The sequence below is a fragment of the Arthrobacter celericrescens genome (assembly GCF_003614925.1).
Lineage (GTDB): Bacteria > Actinomycetota > Actinomycetes > Actinomycetales > Micrococcaceae > Arthrobacter > Arthrobacter celericrescens.
Genome location: NZ_QYLP01000024.1, coordinates 1 through 16,506, shown reverse-complemented (window position 1 = coordinate 16,506; position 16,506 = coordinate 1). Strand labels below are relative to the sequence as shown.

The window sequence follows — 16,506 nt, the reverse complement described above, 5'->3', positions numbered from 1 at the left end:
CGTCCGGAAAAGGACGGCGGGTGGCGCTTTCGTTGAGGGCCTTCCGGCCGGTTCTTTGTTGGGCGGAGGCCGGACTAGCCGACCTGGCTGCTGCGGGCCAGGTCGGCGGCGTTGGTGGACGCAGCCATGAGCAGGGCGGCGCCGAGCATGTGCGCGCCGACCAGGAGGGCCGGAATCCCGTTGTAGTACTGGGTGAAGCCGATGACGGCCTGCAGCACGGTGACGCCGAGCAGCAGGAACACAGCGGTGCGGAACGGGCCGGTGATGCCCTTGCGGAGGACCAGGTACACGGCAAAGGAGGTGCCCGCGGTCACCAGATAGGCCGGGACGGCGTGGATGTGGCTGAGCAGGTCCCAGTCGAGATTGTTGCGGGGGGCGTTTGCGTCGCCGGCGTGCGGGCCGGCGCCGGTGACCGCGACGCCGAGCATGACGGCGGCGGCGGAGAAGAGCGCGACGGCGTTCATCACCGGGCGGGTCACCGCGGGCAGTGCCGCGAGAGTGCGGTTCATGAAGCCCCCGGTGCGGCCATACGCCCGGTTCACCAGCAGGGTTGCAAGGACCACGAGGGCCATCGAGACCAGGAAGTGCAGGCCGACCACCCACGGGTTGAGCCGGGTAAGGACCGTGATGCCGCCGATAATCGCCTGGGCCGGGATGCTCGCGAGCAAGCCCAAGGCGAGCAGGAACACGTCACGGCGTTCCTTCCGCAGGTTCCACAGGTACACCAGCATGAGCGCGGCGACGGCGGCCAGGGCAAAAGTGAGCAGCCGGTTGCCAAACTCGATGAAGCCGTGGATGCCCATCTCCGGGGTGTTCACCAGGGAATCCTGGGTGCAGCGCGGCCAGGTGGGGCAGCCCAGGCCCGAGGAGGTGAGGCGGACGGCGCCGCCGGTCACCACCAGGACAGTCTGGCCGATCAGCGAAAGGATGGCCAGCCGGCGGATGGTGTTGTCCACTTCGTGCGGGAGCCTGGCGGCGAGCCGCTGGATGAAGTCGGGGAGGCGGGAAGCCGTGTTCACAGTTCTCTCAATTCCATTTGAACCAGCGGACGGCCGCGGCGCCCGGCACCACGGTCCAGAGCAGCAGGACGGACAATTGGGGCAGGGCGAAGGTGCCGTGCAGGAAGGCCTCCCGCATGGCTTCGCCCAAGGCGCCGGAAGGCAGGAAATGGGCGAGGTCGCTCGCGACGGCGGGAAGCCGGACGGCCGGCACCACGATGCCGCCCAGGGCGCCGAGGAGGATCCACAGGAGGTTGGTGATGGCCAGGGTTGCTTCCGGACGCACAGTTCCGGCAACCAACAGGCCCAGCGCGGTGAAGGCCGCGGCGCCCAGCACGAGCATGGCCAGGCCCGGCAGCCATCCGCCGGGATCCGGGCGCCAGCCTAGGACCGCAGCGACGGCGCCGACCACCGCCAGCTGAAGGGCGAGGACGGCCAGCACCGCCAGGATTTTTCCGGCGATGAGTCCGGTGCGGCCCAGGGGAGTGGTGGACAGGAAGCGCAACACGCCGTAGCGGCGGTCGAAGCCGGTGGCGATGCCCTGCCCGGTGAAGGCCGTGGACATGGCGCACAGGGCGAGGATGCCCGGAACGGCGATGTCCACGCGGGGTGCGCCGAGGCCGTCGAGCAGCGGGGTGACGGTCAGGCCGAACAGCGCCAGCAGCGGCAGGATGACGGCGAGGATCAGCTGTTCGCCGTTGCGGATCATGGCCAGGGTTTCGTACTTGCCCTGGAGCAGGATCCGCCGGAATAGGGGCGCCGGGGCGGACGGTGCGGAGCCGGCAGATGCCAGGTCCGCGGCGGAACTGTTGCTCATCGGATGTCCCTTCCCGAGATGTCCAGGAAAACGTCTTCGAGGCTGCGCGCCTCAAGTCGCAGCGACGCCGGCATGATGCCCTGCTCCGCCCACCAGGCCGTCAGCCGGGCCAGGTGTTCCGGGGCCAGGGCGCCGGTGACCGTGTAGCTTCCGGCGCGGTCCTCGGACAGCACCAGCCCCTCGGCCAGGGCACCGAGTGCCGTGCGGAGATCCAGCCCCGACGGTGCGTCGAAGGACAGGGTGCGTTCGGTGATGCCGTCCTTGCCGGACTCGCCGTGCTGCAGCAGCTCGGCGACCGTTCCTTCGGCGACGTTATGGCCGCCGTCGATGATGTAGACGTAGTCCGCCAGGCGCTGGGCGTCGTCCATGAGGTGGGTGGTGAGGATGATTCCCATGCCGGAGTCGCGCAGCTCGGCGATGAGCTCGAAGACGATCTGGCGCGACTGAGGATCGAGGCCGGCGCTCGGCTCGTCGAGGAACAGGACCTCGGGGTTCCCGACCAGCGCCGCCGCGAGGGCCAGGCGCTGCTTCTGGCCGCCGGACAGGCGCCGCACGCTGCTGCGGCTGAACAAATCGATTCCGAGCCGCTCCACGAGCGTGTCGATGGGCAGCGGATTGGCGTACATCCCGGCGATGTGGCGCAGCAGCGGAAGCGGACGGGCCGACGGCGGCAGCCCGCCGTCCTGCAGCATCACGCCGACGCGGGCGCGCAAGGCGGCCCCGGCCAGGTCCGGATCCTCGCCCAACAGGCGGATGCTGCCGCCGGACCTTTTCTGGAGGCCCTGGGCGCATTCAAGGGTGGTGGTCTTCCCGGCGCCGTTTGCCCCGAGCAGCGCGGTGACCTGCCCGCGCCCCGCATGCAGGCTGACACCGTTGACCACCCGCAACATTTTTCCGTCAAGGGCGGCCAGCGGGCCGACGTCCTTGATGAGTCCTTCGATCGAGAGGACGGGGGATTCGGGGGAACGCACCAGAGTATTCTACGGGAAGTAGTAGCAGGCGCCTCCAAGCGGGAGGCCGCGGCCCCGGCCTCAGGCCAGCCTTGCCTTACTGGATGCCGGGAGTAGATTACGACATGATTGTGTTGTGTATTCCATGAGCAGCTCTGTTTCTGTGCCCCCGAACCGGCACAGCACCGCCGTCGCGGTGCCCCCGGCCGCTGCCTCCGCCGTCGCCGACTCCGAGGACCGCACGCGCGACCGCGTGCTGAACGCGGTACTCGAGCATGGCCCCGTCAGCGCCGCCGAGCTCGGCGAGCTGCTTGGTTTCACCCCGGCAGCGGTGCGCCGCCACCTGGACCACCTGGAACGCGCCGGCGTCATCGAAGTGAAGCGGGTCGCCAAGGCCGGGGCAGGTGCGGGCCGTCCCGCGCGCCGCTACGTACTGAGCTCCCAGGGGCAGTCGAAGATCGGCGACGACTACCTGAACATCGCCGGAACCGCGCTGCGACGCCTCAAGGAACTGGCCGGCAGCGACGCCGTGCGGGACTTCGCCGTCGAGCGCTTCGCTGACATGGAACGGCGCTACGCTCCGGAGATCGACTCGGCCGGCAGCGACATCACCGCCCGCGCGATGGCCCTGTCCAAGGCGTTGAGCCGCGACGGCTACGTCGCCTCGGCCGCCTCCATCGAAAGCAAGGCCCCGCTTCCCGCCTCGCTGTCCAGCGTGCAGCTGTGCCAGGGGCACTGCCCCATCCAGCACCTGGCGGCCGACTTCCCTGAATTCTGCGACGCCGAAACCAATGTGTTTTCCCGGCTGATCGGCGTCGACGTCCGCAGGCTTTCCACCCTTGCCCGGGGCGGACACGTCTGCACCACCCACATACCGACCGGCAGGCCCGCCGCAAAGGAGGACACCGTTCCTCCCGAAGGCCGGGTCGCGCCCCGTGAAGAATCAAACAATCAGCAAGGAAGGCCGTGATGACGGACCAAATAGCGGAGAAAGCGGTAGCTGACGGCACTGTGATCTCGGAGATTCTGGAAAAGAATCCCGAGCTGCATGGCATCGGCAACTACGAGTACGGATGGGCCGACAAGAACGATGTCGGTGCAAACGCACGCCGTGGCCTGGACGAAGAAGTCGTCCGCGATATCTCGGCGAAGAAGAGCGAACCTGAATGGATGCTCGACCTGCGCCTGAAGGGCCTGAAGTACTTCGACCGGAAGCCCATGCCCACCTGGGGTGCGGACCTCTCCGGCATCGACTTCGACAACATCAAGTACTTCGTGCGTTCCACCGAGAAGCAGGCTGCTTCCTGGGAAGACCTGCCCGAGGACATCCGGAACACCTACGAGAAGCTGGGCATCCCGGAAGCCGAGCGCAACCGCCTGGTGGCCGGCGTCGCCGCCCAGTACGAATCCGAGGTCGTGTACCACCAGATCCGCGAGGACCTGGAGAAGCAGGGCGTCGTCTTCCTGGACACCGACACCGCCCTGAAGGAACACCCGGAAATCTTCCAGGAGTACTTCGGCACCGTCATTCCGGTGGGCGACAACAAGTTCGCCTCCCTGAACACGGCCGTATGGTCCGGCGGTTCCTTCGTGTACGTGCCCAAGGGCGTCCACGTGGAAATCCCGCTGCAGGCCTACTTCCGCATCAACACGGAAAACATGGGCCAGTTCGAGCGCACCCTGATCATCGCCGACGAGGACTCCTACGTCCACTACATCGAAGGCTGCACCGCGCCGATCTACACCTCGGACTCCCTGCACTCGGCCGTCGTCGAGATCGTCGTGAAGAAGGGCGCCCGCGTCCGCTACACGACCATCCAGAACTGGTCCAACAACGTGTACAACCTGGTCACCAAGCGCGCCATCTGCGAAGAGGGCGCCACCATGGAGTGGATCGACGGCAACATCGGCTCCAAGGTGACCATGAAGTACCCGGCCGTGTACCTGGTGGGCGAGCACGCCAAGGGTGAAACCCTGTCCATCGCCTTCGCCGGCGAGGGCCAGCACCAGGACACCGGCTCCAAGATGGTGCACATCGCTCCGAACACCAAGAGCTCCATCATCTCCAAGTCTGTGGCCCGCGGCGGCGGCCGTGCGGCCTACCGCGGCCTGGTCCAGGTCCGCGAAGGCGCCAAGCACTCGGCCAACACCGTGCGCTGCGACGCCCTGCTGGTGGACACCATCTCCCGCTCGGACACCTACCCGTACATCGACATCCGCGAGGACGACGTCGTACTGGGCCACGAGGCAACCGTTTCCCGCGTCAGCGAAGAGCAGCTCTTCTATCTGATGTCCCGCGGCCTGCCCGAGGACGAGGCCATGGCCATGATCGTGCGCGGCTTCATTGAGCCGATCGCCCGTGAACTGCCCATGGAATACGCCCTTGAGCTGAACCGCCTGATTGAACTGCAGATGGAAGGATCCGTCGGTTAACGATGACTGAGACCACTACTGAAAAGGCACGCATCGGCGCGCCCTCTGCCCAGCCGTACATCAACGGATTCACCGAGGAAGGCGAGAACCTCTCGCCGATCAATGCGGACGGCACCGTCGCGGCGCCGTCGTCCGGCCCGCTGGCCGGCGACTCCGCGAAGGGCCACTCGCACGGCGGCGGCATCGGCGTCCCGGACAGCTCCCGCGCCGGACGCCTGACCTCCTACAAGCTTGAGGACTTCAAGGCACTGACCGGCCTGGAAGAAGACTGGCGCTTCACCCCGCTGCGCCGCCTGCGCGGCCTGCACACCGAGGCACTCAGCGGCGCCGCCCCCTCCGTCTCCGTCACCGCCCCTGAGGGTGTCACGGTGGAAACGGTCGGACGCGACGACAAGCGCATCGGCTCCGCCGGCATCCCCGAAGACCGGGTCTCCGCCAACGCCTGGGCCAACTTCGACAAGGCGACCGTCATCACCGTGCCCGCCGAGACCAGCCTGGACGGCGAAGTTTCCGTGGTCCTGGCCGGCGCCGGATCCGAGGCTTCGGCCCAGCATGTGGTGATCGTGGCTGAGAAGTTCTCCAAGGCCCTGGTCGTGCTCGGCCACGAAGGCAGCGCCGTCGTGTCCGAGAACGTCGAGATCGTCCTTGAAGACGGCGCCGAGCTCACGGTCGTGTCCCTGCAGGAATGGAACGACGATTCCGTCCACGCCTCCTCGCAGCAGGCCAAGATCGGCCGCGACGCCAAGTTCAAGCACATCGTTGTCAGCCTCGGCGGCAACCTGGTGCGCGTCACCCCGACGGCCCGTTTCGCTGCCCCCGGCGGCGAGGTGGAGCTCTTCGGCTTGTACTTCGCCGACGCCGGCCAGCACCTTGAGCACCGCACTTACGTGGACCACGCCCAGCCGAACTGCGTCTCCAACGTGCTTTACAAGGGTGCGCTGCAGGGCAAGGACGCTCACACCGTGTGGGTCGGCGACGTCCTGATCCAGAAGCAGGCAGAGGGCACCGACAGCTACGAGAAGAACCAGAACCTGGTCCTGACCGACGGCTGCCGCGCGGACTCCGTGCCGAACCTCGAAATCGAAACCGGCCTCATCGAGGGCGCGGGCCACGCCAGCGCCACCGGCCGCTTCGACGACGAGCACCTGTTCTACCTCATGGCCCGCGGCATCCCCGAAGACGTCGCCCGGCGCCTGGTGGTCCGCGGCTTCCTCAACGAAATCATCCAGAAGATCAAGGTCCCCGCCATCGAGGAACGCCTGACGGACGCCGTCGAGCGCGAACTCGCAGCGGGCGACAACTAAGACCGGCCAGGCAGGAAGCAAGCATGAGCGAAAAGCCCCAGGGCGAACTGGTGTGCAACGCCAACGACATCAAGGTCAAGCAGGCGCTGCGCATCCTCATCGACGACTACCCGGTAGCCATCGTGAGGGACTCGATGGGCGACATCCACGCCATCGGGGACACCTGCTCGCACGCTGACATTTCGCTCTCCGAAGGCGAAATCGAAGGCTGCGCGATCGAATGCTGGGGCCACGGCTCCCAGTTCGACCTGCGCAGCGGCCAGCCGCTCCAGCTTCCGGCCTACGATCCCGTCCCGGTCTTCGCCGTCGCCCTCGACGGAGACGACGTCTACGTGGACGTGAGCAACGTTGTGAACGGCGCGCCGGTACACAACTACTGAGCGCACCGTAAACCGAGACTTTAAGAACGAAAGAAAGAAGAGCATGTCTACTCTTGAGATCAAGGACCTGCACGTCAGCATCGAGACTGAGCAGGGCACCAAGGAGATCCTGAAGGGCGTCAGCCTGACCATCAAGACCGGCGAGACCCACGCAATCATGGGCCCCAACGGTTCGGGCAAGTCCACCCTGGCCTCCACCATCGCCGGCCACCCGCGCTACACCGTGACCAGCGGCAGCATCACCCTGGACGGCGAAGACGTCCTGGAGATGAGCGTCGACGAGCGCGCCCGCGCCGGCGTCTTCCTGGCCATGCAGTACCCCGTGGAAGTTCCGGGCGTCACCATGACCAACTTCCTGCGCACCGCCAAGACCGCGATCGACGGCGAAGCCCCCGCCCTCCGCACCTGGACCAAGGACGTCAAGGCCGCCATGCAGGAGCTGCGCATCGACGCCGACTTCGCACAGCGCAACGTCAACGAAGGCTTCTCGGGCGGCGAGAAGAAGCGCGTGGAGATCCTCCAGCTGGAACTCTTCAAGCCGAAGTTCGCCGTGCTGGATGAGACCGACTCCGGCCTGGACGTGGACGCCCTCAAGGTCGTCTCCGAGGGTGTCAACCGCGCCCACTCCACCGGCAACATGGGCACCCTGCTCATCACCCACTACACCCGCATCCTGCGCTACATCAAGCCGGACTTCGTGCACGTCTTCGTTGACGGCAAGGTTGTGGAAGAGGGCGGCCCGGAGCTCGCCGACCGCCTCGAGGAAGAGGGCTACGACCGCTACCTGAGCGGCGCCGGCGCAGCCGTTGCCCCCGCTGCCCAGGCCTAGTTAGGATCACCTTATGACCGAAATCAACGCAGCCCGTACGAGCCTCGAAGATGTCGAAGAGGCACTCAAGGACGTCATCGACCCCGAACTGGGCGTCAACGTGGTGGACCTTGGGCTGCTCTACGGTCTGAAGTACTCCGAGGAAGACGGCGCCCTGCTGATCGACATGACCCTGACCACCGCGGCCTGCCCGCTGACCGATGTCCTTGAGGAACAGGTCGGCAAGGCCCTGGACGGAGTCGTGGACGACTGGCGCCTGAACTGGGTATGGATGCCGCCGTGGGGTCCCGAGCGGATCACGGACGACGGCAAGGACCAGATGCGGGCCCTCGGCTTCAACATCTGATCCCCACGCCACCCTGCTGGCAAACGACGGCCGGTCACCGGAAGGTGGCCGGCCGTCGCCGTATCCGCTGCAGCAATGCCCGGACCGATAAGGGGTGCCCCGGAGCGATAATGAGTGCATGGTCCGCTTCAGCGCTGCAGTGGAGCAGCGGGGGCAAAACACGATCGTCGGTGTTCCGGAGGCGGTCAGCAGGGAGTTTGGCCCCTTGGCCCGAACACCGCCGGGACGCCGCCGGACTTGGCCGCCGTCCTCGAAAAGGCCGGCGCTGGGGCGGCCTGGGATCGCCTTCCAGCGTCCCAGCAGCGGGAACTGGTCCGCTTCCTCGAAGACGCGAGGACCCCCGGTTCGAGGGTCCGGAGGGACGGGCAGATCGTGGCGCTGGTGCTCGGCAGGCGGACCGACCGGGAACTGTGGACCTGCCCCTCCTGCGGACGCAGCTTCGTCACGCGGAACATGTACCACTCCTGCGTTGACCGGTCCCTGGAGGACGCGTTCCACGGTATTCCGGACAACATCCGGGAACTCTTCGAGCTGGTGCGGCGGACGGTCGAGTCCTGCGGCCCGGTCACCCTGGTGCCCTACGCGGACCGCGTTGCCTTTATGGTCCGGGTCCGGTTTTGCGGTGCGCGGCCCAGGAAGCGCTGGCTCGACGTCGAATTCTGGCTCACGCGCCGGGCCGAATCCCCGAGATTCCACAGGATCGAAACGTTGACGCCGTACACGCACATCCACACGGTCCGCTTGACCGAACCCTCCGACGTCGACTCCGAACTTGGCGACTGGCTGCGGGAGGCCTACGCGGTGGGCCGCCAGGAGCACCTCCGGCCGGCCCGGGACTGAACGGAAACGGCAGGCCCGGCATCGGAAGACGCTAAGGCCGGGCAACCGCGAAGGTGTCGCACTTGGTGATGTCCCCGGTGGTGTAGCCCTGGCTGAACCACTTCTGCCGCTGGGCGCTTGAGCCGTGGGTCCAGGCTTCGGGGGAGACCCGGCCGGTGGCGGCCTGTTGGATGCGGTCATCGCCGACGGCGGACGCGGCGGACAGGGCGTCGGCCAGGTCCTGTTTGGTGAGCGGATCGAGGAAGGGCTGCCCGGTGGCCGGATCCTTGGCCGTGCTCGCGTACCGTGCCCACAGCCCGGCGTAGCAGTCGGCCTGCAGTTCCACGCGGACGGCACCGGACTGCGGGCCCTGCGGGTCCTCCTGGGCCCGGCCCAGGTCACCGAGCACGTTCTGGACGTGGTGCCCGAATTCGTGGGCCACCACGTACTCCTGGGCGAGCGGACCACCGGAGGAACCGAAGCGATCCACCAGCTCCTGGAAGAAACCGGGGTCGAAGTAGGCCGTCCGGTCCGCGGGGCAGTAGAACGGACCTACCTCGCTGGTGGCCGTGCCGCAGCCGGTGGTGGTGGCCTGGCTGAAGATCACGGCCTGCGGGCGCGGGTATTTCACCTGGTAGTCGGCCAGGTAGGCCGGCCAGAAGCTGTTGAGGCTGTTGACGGTGCCGAGGATGCGGCAGTCGAGGCGCTTGTCGGCGTCCGCACCGGTACGGCATTCCTGGGTGCCTCCGGAGGACTGCGTGCTGCCGGGGCCGATCGCGGGCGGCTGGCCGCTTCCGGTGATGCCTTCGAGGACCTGCGGATTGACCCCGAGCAGCACGAGGATCAGGGCGATGATGCCGCCGCCGATCCCGCCACCGATCTTCACTCCGCGGCCTGCCCCGCCCCCGCGTCGGTCCTGCACCTGGCTGGGATCCAGCTCTGCACCGTCATTGAAACTCATAGTGCCAACCATAGAACGTCATGGAGGGCGGGGAGGGTGCCGCGGAGGCTAAAATGCTTTGGTGCCTTTCCTGAACAAGCTTCAGCTCTGGGCCGAGGACCGCCCCGACGATACCGCCGTCGCTGTGGGCGGGAAGCGGCTGACCTGGGCGCAGCTGCGCGACGATGCGACGCTGCGGCTGGGCGAAACCCCTGCCACCACGGTGCTGGCCGAGGCGAACTCCCTTCAGTTCGTGGTGTCCTTCGCTGCGGCCGTCGCGGGCGTGCGGCGCTGCGCCGTGCTCGACCCGCTCTGGCCGGCGCCGCTGATCGAGGAAGTATCCCGGCGGATCGGGCCCGGTGGAAAGCCCGCGGGGCCGGACGGCGCCAGGCAACCCGGCGCCGATGACCTGCTGGATGGACCTCCGGATTCCGACTTCCTGGTGGGCCTGACCTCCGGCACCACCTCCGTGCCCAAGGCCTTCACCCGCTCGCGCCGCTCCTGGCAGCTCTCCTTCGACGCTTCCGTGGAATTCTTCGGCCTCCAGCAGGACGACGTCACCCTCGCGCCCGGCCCCCTTGCCGCGAGCCTGAACCTGTACGCCTTGTCCGAGTGCCTCTACGCCGGGTCCGCCTTCCACACCCTGGAGCATTTCGACGTCGGCGACGCCCACGCGGCGATCACCCACGACGGCATCACCCGGCTGGTGCTCACCCCCACCGTGCTGCGGTTGCTGAGCGAACGGGGACTGGCCGGTGGCGTGGACGCCTCCGGGATCCGCAGCATTATCTGCGCCGGTTCCAAGCTCGATGCCCGCACCCTCGAGGCGGCCCGCCGCTGGGCGCCGAACGCGGCGATCTTCGAGTACTACGGCGCCTCCGAACTCAGCTTCGTCTCGGGCACCTGCCTGGCCGCGGGGGAGCCGCTCGACGCCGGCGGCACCGGCATCGGCGGACCGTTCCCCGGCGTCGAACTCTCCATCCGGGACGATACCGGGGCGGAAGTCCCGGCGGGCGCGCACGGCAACATCTGCGTGCGCAGCGGCATGGTTTCCAACGGTTATCTCTGGGGCGACGACGGCTACGCGCTGCGTTCCTTCGGGGACTGGTTCACCGTGGGCGACCAGGGCTACCTCGCGGACGGGGTGCTGCACATCCTGGGCCGCCGCTCGGACATGATTCTCTCCGCGGGCCGGAACGTCTATCCGCACGAGGTGGAACTGGCGCTGGCCTCGGTGCCCGGAGTCTCCGCGGCAGTCGCCGCCGGGATGCCGGACGAACTGCGCGGCCAGCGCGTGGTTGCCGGAATCCTGCCGGCCTTCGGCGCCGTCACTGCAACCCAGATCCGCACCGCCCTGGACGGACTGCTCGCCCGGGAGAAGCGGCCCCTGCAGTACTACCTGCTCGCTGAACTTCCCGTCACGGACAGGGGCAAGGTCAGCCGGCGGGTGTTCCTGGACTGGATCACCGACAATGACCCGCGGGCCCGCGTCCTTGGCTGACGCCGGCATGGCTGCCCCGCCCGGATGCGACCCGGAGCTGCAGCCCGTCATCATCGCAGCCCTCCGCACGCCGGTCTGCCGGGCCGGCGGCCAGTTGAAGTCCCTGCGCGCCGAGGAACTCATGGCTCCGGTGCTGCGCTCCCTGCTGGACACCACCGGCATCGCAGGGGGGCAGGTCAGCGACGTGGTGATCGGCAACGCCGTGGGCGGCGGCGGAAACCTGGCACGCCATGCCGCCCTGCTGGCCGGGCTGCCCGCCAGCGTGCCGGGCATGGTGGTGGACCGGCAATGCGGTTCGGGACTGGACGCGATCGTGCTGGCCTCCCGCCTGCTCGCCGCCGGTGGCGACGGGATCTACCTGGCCGGCGGGGTGGAGAGCATCAGCACCGCACCGCTGCGTGCCTACCCGGGCCGGACCCCGGAGGAGGATCCGGAGTTCTACACCCGGGCACGATTCGTGCCCCCGCAGTTCGGCGATCCGGACATGGGTGTCGCGGCCGAGAACGTGGCCCGCGAGTATGGGATCAGCCGGGAGCGCCAGGATGCCTTTGCCCTGCGCAGCCACCAGCGTGCCGTTGCGGCCCGGGAGGCCGGCCGCTTCGCCGGTGAAATCCTTCCGGTCGCTGCCGGCGGGCCAACTGTGGCGTCCGACGACGGCCCCCGCCGCGCGCTCAGCGCAGCGGTGCTGAGGCGCTTCCCTGCAGCATTCGTCCCCGAGGGAACCGTCACCGCCGGGAACTCCTGCTTCGATGCCGACGCCGCCTCCGCCGTCGTCATCACTTCGCTGCGGCGGGCACGCGAACTCGGGGTCCGTGACGCGCTGGTGGTCCTCGGCAGCGAGACCGCCGGCGTCGATCCGGAACTCCTGGGGATCGGCGCGGCAGCCGCAGCGGCGCGGTTGCTGGAACGCCACGCCACCCGGGCAACCGACGTGGACCTCGTGGAATTCAACGAAGCGTTTGCCGCCCAGGCGATTGCTTGCCTCGACGCCGTGGGGATCGACCCGGAGCGGGCCAACCTCGACGGCGGCGCCCTTGCCCTGGGGCACGGCTACGGCGCCTCGGGCGCGGTGCTGGTCACCCGGCTGCTGGCGCAGGCCCGGGCGGTTCCGGCCATCGAAGGCAGCGATCCACTGGCGCTGGCCCTGATCAGCATCGCCGGGGGGATGGGCACGGCGGCGCTGTTCAAGTACCTGCGGTTCTAGCGGCCGCCGTCGTCTTCGGCGTCGCCCAGTCCCCGGGCGGCGAGGGCGTCGCCAGTCTGCCGGGCGTAGGCCACGGTGGAGATGAACACCGGCAGCACCAGGGCCCTCGGGTTGCGCTCCAGCCCCCGGGCGCGGGCGGCGTCGCGCACGTCGGCGAAGGTGCCGGCGATGAACGGGATGCTGCGCAGCATCACGGCAATGGTGAGGGCGAAGCGCTCCGGATCGGCCCCGAAGCGGCGGAACGGGCGGGCGAGCCCGGCCACCCCGTCGAGCAGGTCCTGGACCGGGGTGGTGGCGGTGAGCACGGACGCCGCCACAACGCACACGAGCACGTTGAGGACAATCCGGGCGGCGGTGGGGCCGCCGAGCTGCCACCACTGGAACAGGCCGATCAGCAACAGCACGGGCGCCATGAGCCACAGGGCCCTGAGCAGCCGCTGCGCCCCAGCGCCGCTGAGCAGGAACAGGCCGCACATCACCGCGAACACCACGGCGGAGACCAGCCAGTCGACGATCAGGAATGACGCTGCACCGCAGCCTGCGACGAGCACGAATTTCGCCCACAACGGCGTCCGGTGGAGCACCGAGTTTCCCGGAACGTGGTTGGCCAGCAGGAAGCCGTGGCCCCTCACGGGGCGCCCTCGAAGGACGCGGCACACAGTGCCCGGTAGTGTTCGACGGCGGCTGCCGGGCCGCCGTCGAACACGACCCCCGCGTTATCCACTACGAGGACGCGGTCCATGTCGAGGGCCAGCTCGAGGTCGTGCGTGGACATGACCACCTGCTGCGGCAGGGCCGCGACGGTGCGGCGGAGTAGTTCCTTGTTCCGCAGGTCCAGCAGGGTGGAGGGCTCATCGAGGACGAGCACCGTGGGTTCCACCGCCAGCACGGCGGCGAGGGCGAGCAACTGCCGTTCGCCGCCGGACAGTTCGTAGATGCTCTGGTCGGCGAGGTGCAGCAGGCCGAAACGGGCCAGAACCGATTCCGCCCGGGCAGTGCGTTCGGCGGCGTTCTTGACGCTGCGGCGCAGGGACAGTTCCACGTCTTCGCGGCCCGTGGGCATCACCAGCTGGGACAGCGGATCGGTGAAGACGAAACCCACCTGGCTGCGGACCTTGCGCACATGGTCAACGGTGCCGGCACCGTTGACGCAAACACTGCCCTCGCTGGGCAGCACCAGGCCGTTCAGCAGCCGCAGCAGGGTGGACTTGCCCGAGCCGTTGGCGCCGATCACCCCGATGCGGCGCTCGGCTAGGTCCAGGTCCACGCCGTCGAGCAGGGTCTTCGGCGCGTCCTGGCCGTCCACGGTGACGCGGACGGAAACGTCCTTCAGTTCAATCATGCTGTCTTTGGGTTGCTTGCCGGGCGACGGGCCCGGGGCTACTTGACGCGGCGGACCAGCAGGTCCGGGAATGCCTTGTGCAGCGACACGGCGATGATCGCGGCCAGGACGTTCTTGATGATGTCCCCGGGGTAGTAGACCAGGTCGGCGAGGAAGGCCTTGCCGAAGTCCAGCTTGCCGTTGACCATCATGCCCAGCACCCCGAGGCCGTGGACCAGGACGATGCTGCTCACCATGGCGGCGGCGAAGAAGAACACGGCGCGGTACTTGACCGTCCTGCGGATGACGACGGCGGCCAGCCAGCCGGTGGCGGCGGCTGCCAGCGGGAAGGCGATGATGTAGCCGGCGGACGGGCCCGCCAGGATGCCCAGGCCGCTGCGGCCGCCGCTGAAGATCGGCAGGCCGGCGAGGCCGAGGAGCACGTACAGCCCGACGGCGGCGAAGCCGCGCCCGGCGCCCAGCACCAGGCCGGTGAGCATGATGATCAGCATCTGGATGGTGATCGGCACACCGAGGGCGCCCACCGGGACGCCGGGGACGAAGGCGGACGCCGCCACGAGCGCGGCGAAGACCGCGATCAGCCCAAGATCGGTGGCGGTCCATTGCTTGCGCGCCTGCGGGCGGGTGGCGGTGCTGTTCTGGCTCATTGCGGTCCTGTCGGTTAAGGCCTGGTGGGTGCGAAGGGGTATCCCTCCTTTTGAGGGTAGTTGTGCGGGGCGGCGCCGTTTTTGGAGGCTTCGGACAAGAGGCCCGCCGCAGCTTTGTCAGGCAGTGCACAAAGGGCGGGCCGCGGACCGGTTCCGCCTGCGCGGCTGCCGCCGGCCGGCCCGGTAGACTTGGACGGGCCGCGTTCGCGGTCCTCCCCGCCGCAGGCAGCTTCGATGTGCCGCGGCGTCCCCGTTGAAAGGCATCCGAAGAATTGATCACCGTCCAGGAACTCGAACTCCGCGCCGGCGCCCGCCTGCTGATGGACCAGGTCAACTTCAGGGTGGACAAGGGGGACAAGATCGGGCTGGTGGGCCGCAACGGTGCCGGCAAGACCACGCTCACCCGGGTGCTCGCCGGTGAGGGGCTGCCCGCCGCAGGCAAGGTGACCCGCAGCGGCGAGATCGGTTACCTGCCGCAGGACCCCCGCACCCCGGACATGGAGCAGCTGGCCCGCGACCGGATCCTTTCGGCGCGTGGCCTGGACATCGTCGTCGGCAAGCTGAAGAAGGCCCAGGCCGAGATGTCCAGCGAAGACGCCACAGTGCAGCGCAAGGCGATGGCCCGCTACGATCGCCTGGAGGCCGAGTTCCTGGCCGGTGGCGGTTACGCCGCCGAGGCCGAAGCCGCGGCCATCTCCTCCAACCTGGCCCTGCCGGAGCGTATCCTCAACCAGCCGCTGAAGACCCTCTCCGGTGGTCAGCGCCGCCGCGTGGAGCTCGCCCGGATCCTGTACTCGGATGCCGAGACCCTGCTCCTGGACGAACCCACCAACCACCTGGACGCGGACTCGATCTCCTGGCTCCGGGACTTCCTGAAGAGCCACCAGGGCGGCCTGATCGTTATCAGCCACGACGTGGAGCTCCTCGAGGCCACGGTGAACAAGGTCTACCACCTGGACGCCAACCGGGCGCAGATCGACTACTACAACATGGGCTGGAAGCGGTACCTGCAGCAGCGCGAAACGGACGAGCGCGCCCGCAAGCGCGAACGCGCCAACGCCGAGAAGAAGGCCCAGGTGCTGCTGGACCAGGCCAACAAGATGCGCGCCAAGGCCACCAAGGCCGTCGCAGCGCAGAACATGGCCAAGCGTGCCGAGCGGCTCCTCAGCGGACTGGAGGCAGTGCGCGAGCAGGACCGCGTGGCGGCGCTGCGTTTCCCGGAGCCCGCGCCCTGCGGGAAGACCCCGCTCACCGCAGAAGGACTGAGCAAGTCCTACGGCTCGCTGGAAATCTTCACCGATGTGGACCTGGCCATCGACCGCGGTTCCAAAGTGGTCATCCTGGGCCTCAACGGTGCGGGCAAGACCACCCTGCTGCGGATGCTGGCCGGCGTGGACAAGCCCGATACCGGCGACATCGTCCCGGGCCACGGCCTGAAGGTGGGCTACTACGCCCAGGAACACGAAACCCTGGACCACGACCGGACCGTGCTGGAGAACATGCGCTCGGCCGCCCCGGACATGAAGGACGCGGAGGTGCGCGGCATCCTCGGTTCGTTCCTGTTCTCCGGCGACGATGTCGACAAGCCGGCGGGCGTGCTTTCCGGCGGTGAGAAGACCCGCCTGGCGCTGGCCACCATCGTGGCCTCGAGCGCGAACGTCCTGCTGCTGGACGAACCGACCAACAACCTCGACCCCGCCAGCCGCGCCGAAATCCTGGGCGCCCTGCGCAACTACAGCGGCGCCGTCGTGCTGGTCAGCCACGACGAAGGCGCCGTGGAGGCGCTGAATCCGGAGCGCGTGGTGCTGCTGCCCGACGGCGTCGAGGACCTCTGGAACTCCGACTACCTGGACCTCATCACCCTGGCGTAGTCACCCAACTGACTCGCAGTTGTTGTCGTTTTGAGCGATCAAAACGACTGTGAGGATTGGTGTGGCTGGTCCGGGACTGGCTGGCAGAGTAGATGCTGGCCGTTCTGCCCTGCGGTCGTGACTCA

Annotated in this window: 17 protein-coding genes; 10 read left to right on the top strand and 7 right to left on the bottom strand. The window is 68.2% G+C overall.

Features of this window, described 5'->3' with window-relative positions:
- Positions 1–74 precede the first annotated feature (74 nt).
- Genes D3654_RS05750 through D3654_RS05740 form a run of 3 tightly spaced genes read right to left on the bottom strand, consistent with a single transcriptional unit; the run spans position 75 to position 2,786 of the window.
- Complete coding sequence (locus tag D3654_RS05750; RefSeq protein ID WP_120520566.1) at positions 75–1,019, bottom strand: COX15/CtaA family protein; 945 nt, start codon at positions 1,017–1,019, stop codon at positions 75–77.
- A 7-nt stretch (positions 1,020–1,026) separates the two neighbouring features.
- On the bottom strand, positions 1,027–1,815 hold the full coding sequence (locus tag D3654_RS05745) for an ABC transporter permease (protein WP_120520565.1): 789 nt from the start codon (positions 1,813–1,815) through the stop codon (positions 1,027–1,029).
- Positions 1,812–2,786, bottom strand: coding sequence for an ABC transporter ATP-binding protein (locus D3654_RS05740; protein ID WP_120520564.1), 975 nt, complete (start codon positions 2,784–2,786; stop codon positions 1,812–1,814). Before D3654_RS05740 ends, D3654_RS05745 begins: the two co-directional genes overlap by 4 nt.
- 124 nt (positions 2,787–2,910) lie before the next feature.
- On the opposite strand from D3654_RS05740, the gene D3654_RS05735 reads away from it, so the two are divergent.
- From D3654_RS05735 to D3654_RS05705, 7 genes are all read left to right on the top strand, one after another.
- Positions 2,911–3,735, top strand: coding sequence for a helix-turn-helix transcriptional regulator (locus D3654_RS05735; protein WP_120520569.1), 825 nt, complete (start codon positions 2,911–2,913; stop codon positions 3,733–3,735).
- On the top strand, positions 3,735–5,198 hold the full coding sequence (gene sufB / locus D3654_RS05730; RefSeq protein ID WP_074589616.1) for a Fe-S cluster assembly protein SufB: 1,464 nt from the start codon (positions 3,735–3,737) through the stop codon (positions 5,196–5,198). Before D3654_RS05735 ends, sufB begins: the two co-directional genes overlap by 1 nt.
- 2 nt (positions 5,199–5,200) lie before the next feature.
- On the top strand, positions 5,201–6,502 hold the full coding sequence (gene sufD, locus D3654_RS05725; RefSeq protein ID WP_120520563.1) for a Fe-S cluster assembly protein SufD: 1,302 nt from the start codon (positions 5,201–5,203) through the stop codon (positions 6,500–6,502).
- A 23-nt stretch (positions 6,503–6,525) separates the two neighbouring features.
- Positions 6,526–6,882 carry a non-heme iron oxygenase ferredoxin subunit gene (locus D3654_RS05720; RefSeq protein ID WP_115787764.1) on the top strand — a complete coding sequence of 119 codons (357 nt, stop codon included), beginning with the start codon at positions 6,526–6,528 and terminating at the stop codon, positions 6,880–6,882.
- A gap of 43 nt (positions 6,883–6,925) precedes the next feature.
- Positions 6,926–7,711 (top strand): Fe-S cluster assembly ATPase SufC, encoded by a 786-nt coding sequence (gene sufC / locus D3654_RS05715; RefSeq protein WP_120520562.1) that lies wholly within the window; start codon positions 6,926–6,928, stop codon positions 7,709–7,711.
- Positions 7,712–7,724: 13 nt separating this feature from the next.
- A complete protein-coding gene (locus D3654_RS05710) occupies positions 7,725–8,057 on the top strand; it encodes a metal-sulfur cluster assembly factor (RefSeq protein WP_070349509.1) in 333 nt (110 codons plus the stop codon).
- A gap of 237 nt (positions 8,058–8,294) precedes the next feature.
- Complete coding sequence (locus D3654_RS05705; protein ID WP_162943636.1) at positions 8,295–8,897, top strand: DUF5655 domain-containing protein; 603 nt, start codon at positions 8,295–8,297, stop codon at positions 8,895–8,897.
- 31 nt (positions 8,898–8,928) lie between these two features.
- On the opposite strand, the gene ypfJ is transcribed toward D3654_RS05705, so the two are convergent.
- Positions 8,929–9,837 (bottom strand): KPN_02809 family neutral zinc metallopeptidase, encoded by a 909-nt coding sequence (gene ypfJ / locus D3654_RS05700; protein WP_120520560.1) that lies wholly within the window; start codon positions 9,835–9,837, stop codon positions 8,929–8,931.
- Positions 9,838–9,898: 61 nt separating this feature from the next.
- Here ypfJ and D3654_RS05695 point away from each other — a divergent pair, with 61 nt between their 5' ends.
- On the top strand, positions 9,899–11,317 hold the full coding sequence (locus D3654_RS05695) for a class I adenylate-forming enzyme family protein (protein WP_120520568.1): 1,419 nt from the start codon (positions 9,899–9,901) through the stop codon (positions 11,315–11,317).
- Positions 11,289–12,521: a thiolase family protein gene (locus D3654_RS05690; protein ID WP_245413101.1), complete on the top strand. Its 1,233-nt coding sequence runs from the start codon at positions 11,289–11,291 to the stop codon at positions 12,519–12,521. Before D3654_RS05695 ends, D3654_RS05690 begins: the two co-directional genes overlap by 29 nt.
- Here the strand turns inward: D3654_RS05690 and D3654_RS05685 are convergent.
- From D3654_RS05685 to D3654_RS05675, 3 genes are read right to left on the bottom strand one after another with little or no spacing between them, the layout of a single operon-like run.
- A complete protein-coding gene (locus D3654_RS05685) occupies positions 12,518–13,153 on the bottom strand; it encodes an energy-coupling factor transporter transmembrane component T family protein (protein ID WP_120520559.1) in 636 nt (211 codons plus the stop codon). The genes D3654_RS05690 and D3654_RS05685 overlap by 4 nt on opposite strands.
- Positions 13,150–13,863 (bottom strand): energy-coupling factor ABC transporter ATP-binding protein, encoded by a 714-nt coding sequence (locus D3654_RS05680; protein ID WP_120520558.1) that lies wholly within the window; start codon positions 13,861–13,863, stop codon positions 13,150–13,152. The genes D3654_RS05685 and D3654_RS05680 overlap by 4 nt, the downstream gene beginning before the upstream one ends.
- Before the next feature lie 38 nt (positions 13,864–13,901).
- The gene (locus tag D3654_RS05675) at positions 13,902–14,510 is read right to left on the bottom strand and encodes a biotin transporter BioY (RefSeq protein ID WP_120520557.1); all 609 of its coding nucleotides are present in this window, start codon (positions 14,508–14,510) and stop codon (positions 13,902–13,904) included.
- A gap of 272 nt (positions 14,511–14,782) precedes the next feature.
- Between D3654_RS05675 and D3654_RS05670 the strand changes: the two genes are divergently transcribed.
- On the top strand, positions 14,783–16,381 hold the full coding sequence (locus tag D3654_RS05670) for an ABC-F family ATP-binding cassette domain-containing protein (RefSeq protein WP_120520556.1): 1,599 nt from the start codon (positions 14,783–14,785) through the stop codon (positions 16,379–16,381).
- Positions 16,382–16,506: the final 125 nt, after the last annotated feature.

What these genes read in the sequence shown, in the direction of transcription:
- D3654_RS05745 (WP_120520565.1), bottom strand. Translation starts at nt 1,815, where the DNA reads ATGAGCAACAGTTCCGCCGCGGACCTGGCATCTGCCGGCTCCGCACCG.
- D3654_RS05735 (WP_120520569.1), top strand. Translation starts at nt 2,911, where the DNA reads ATGAGCAGCTCTGTTTCTGTGCCCCCGAACCGGCACAGCACCGCCGTC.
- sufB (WP_074589616.1), top strand. Translation starts at nt 3,735, where the DNA reads ATGACGGACCAAATAGCGGAGAAAGCGGTAGCTGACGGCACTGTGATC.
- sufD (WP_120520563.1), top strand. Translation starts at nt 5,201, where the DNA reads ATGACTGAGACCACTACTGAAAAGGCACGCATCGGCGCGCCCTCTGCC.
- D3654_RS05720 (WP_115787764.1), top strand. Translation starts at nt 6,526, where the DNA reads ATGAGCGAAAAGCCCCAGGGCGAACTGGTGTGCAACGCCAACGACATC.
- sufC (WP_120520562.1), top strand. Translation starts at nt 6,926, where the DNA reads ATGTCTACTCTTGAGATCAAGGACCTGCACGTCAGCATCGAGACTGAG.
- D3654_RS05710 (WP_070349509.1), top strand. Translation starts at nt 7,725, where the DNA reads ATGACCGAAATCAACGCAGCCCGTACGAGCCTCGAAGATGTCGAAGAG.
- ypfJ (WP_120520560.1), bottom strand. Translation starts at nt 9,837, where the DNA reads ATGAGTTTCAATGACGGTGCAGAGCTGGATCCCAGCCAGGTGCAGGAC.
- D3654_RS05690 (WP_245413101.1), top strand. Translation starts at nt 11,289, where the DNA reads ATGACCCGCGGGCCCGCGTCCTTGGCTGACGCCGGCATGGCTGCCCCG.
- D3654_RS05680 (WP_120520558.1), bottom strand. Translation starts at nt 13,863, where the DNA reads ATGATTGAACTGAAGGACGTTTCCGTCCGCGTCACCGTGGACGGCCAG.
- D3654_RS05675 (WP_120520557.1), bottom strand. Translation starts at nt 14,510, where the DNA reads ATGAGCCAGAACAGCACCGCCACCCGCCCGCAGGCGCGCAAGCAATGG.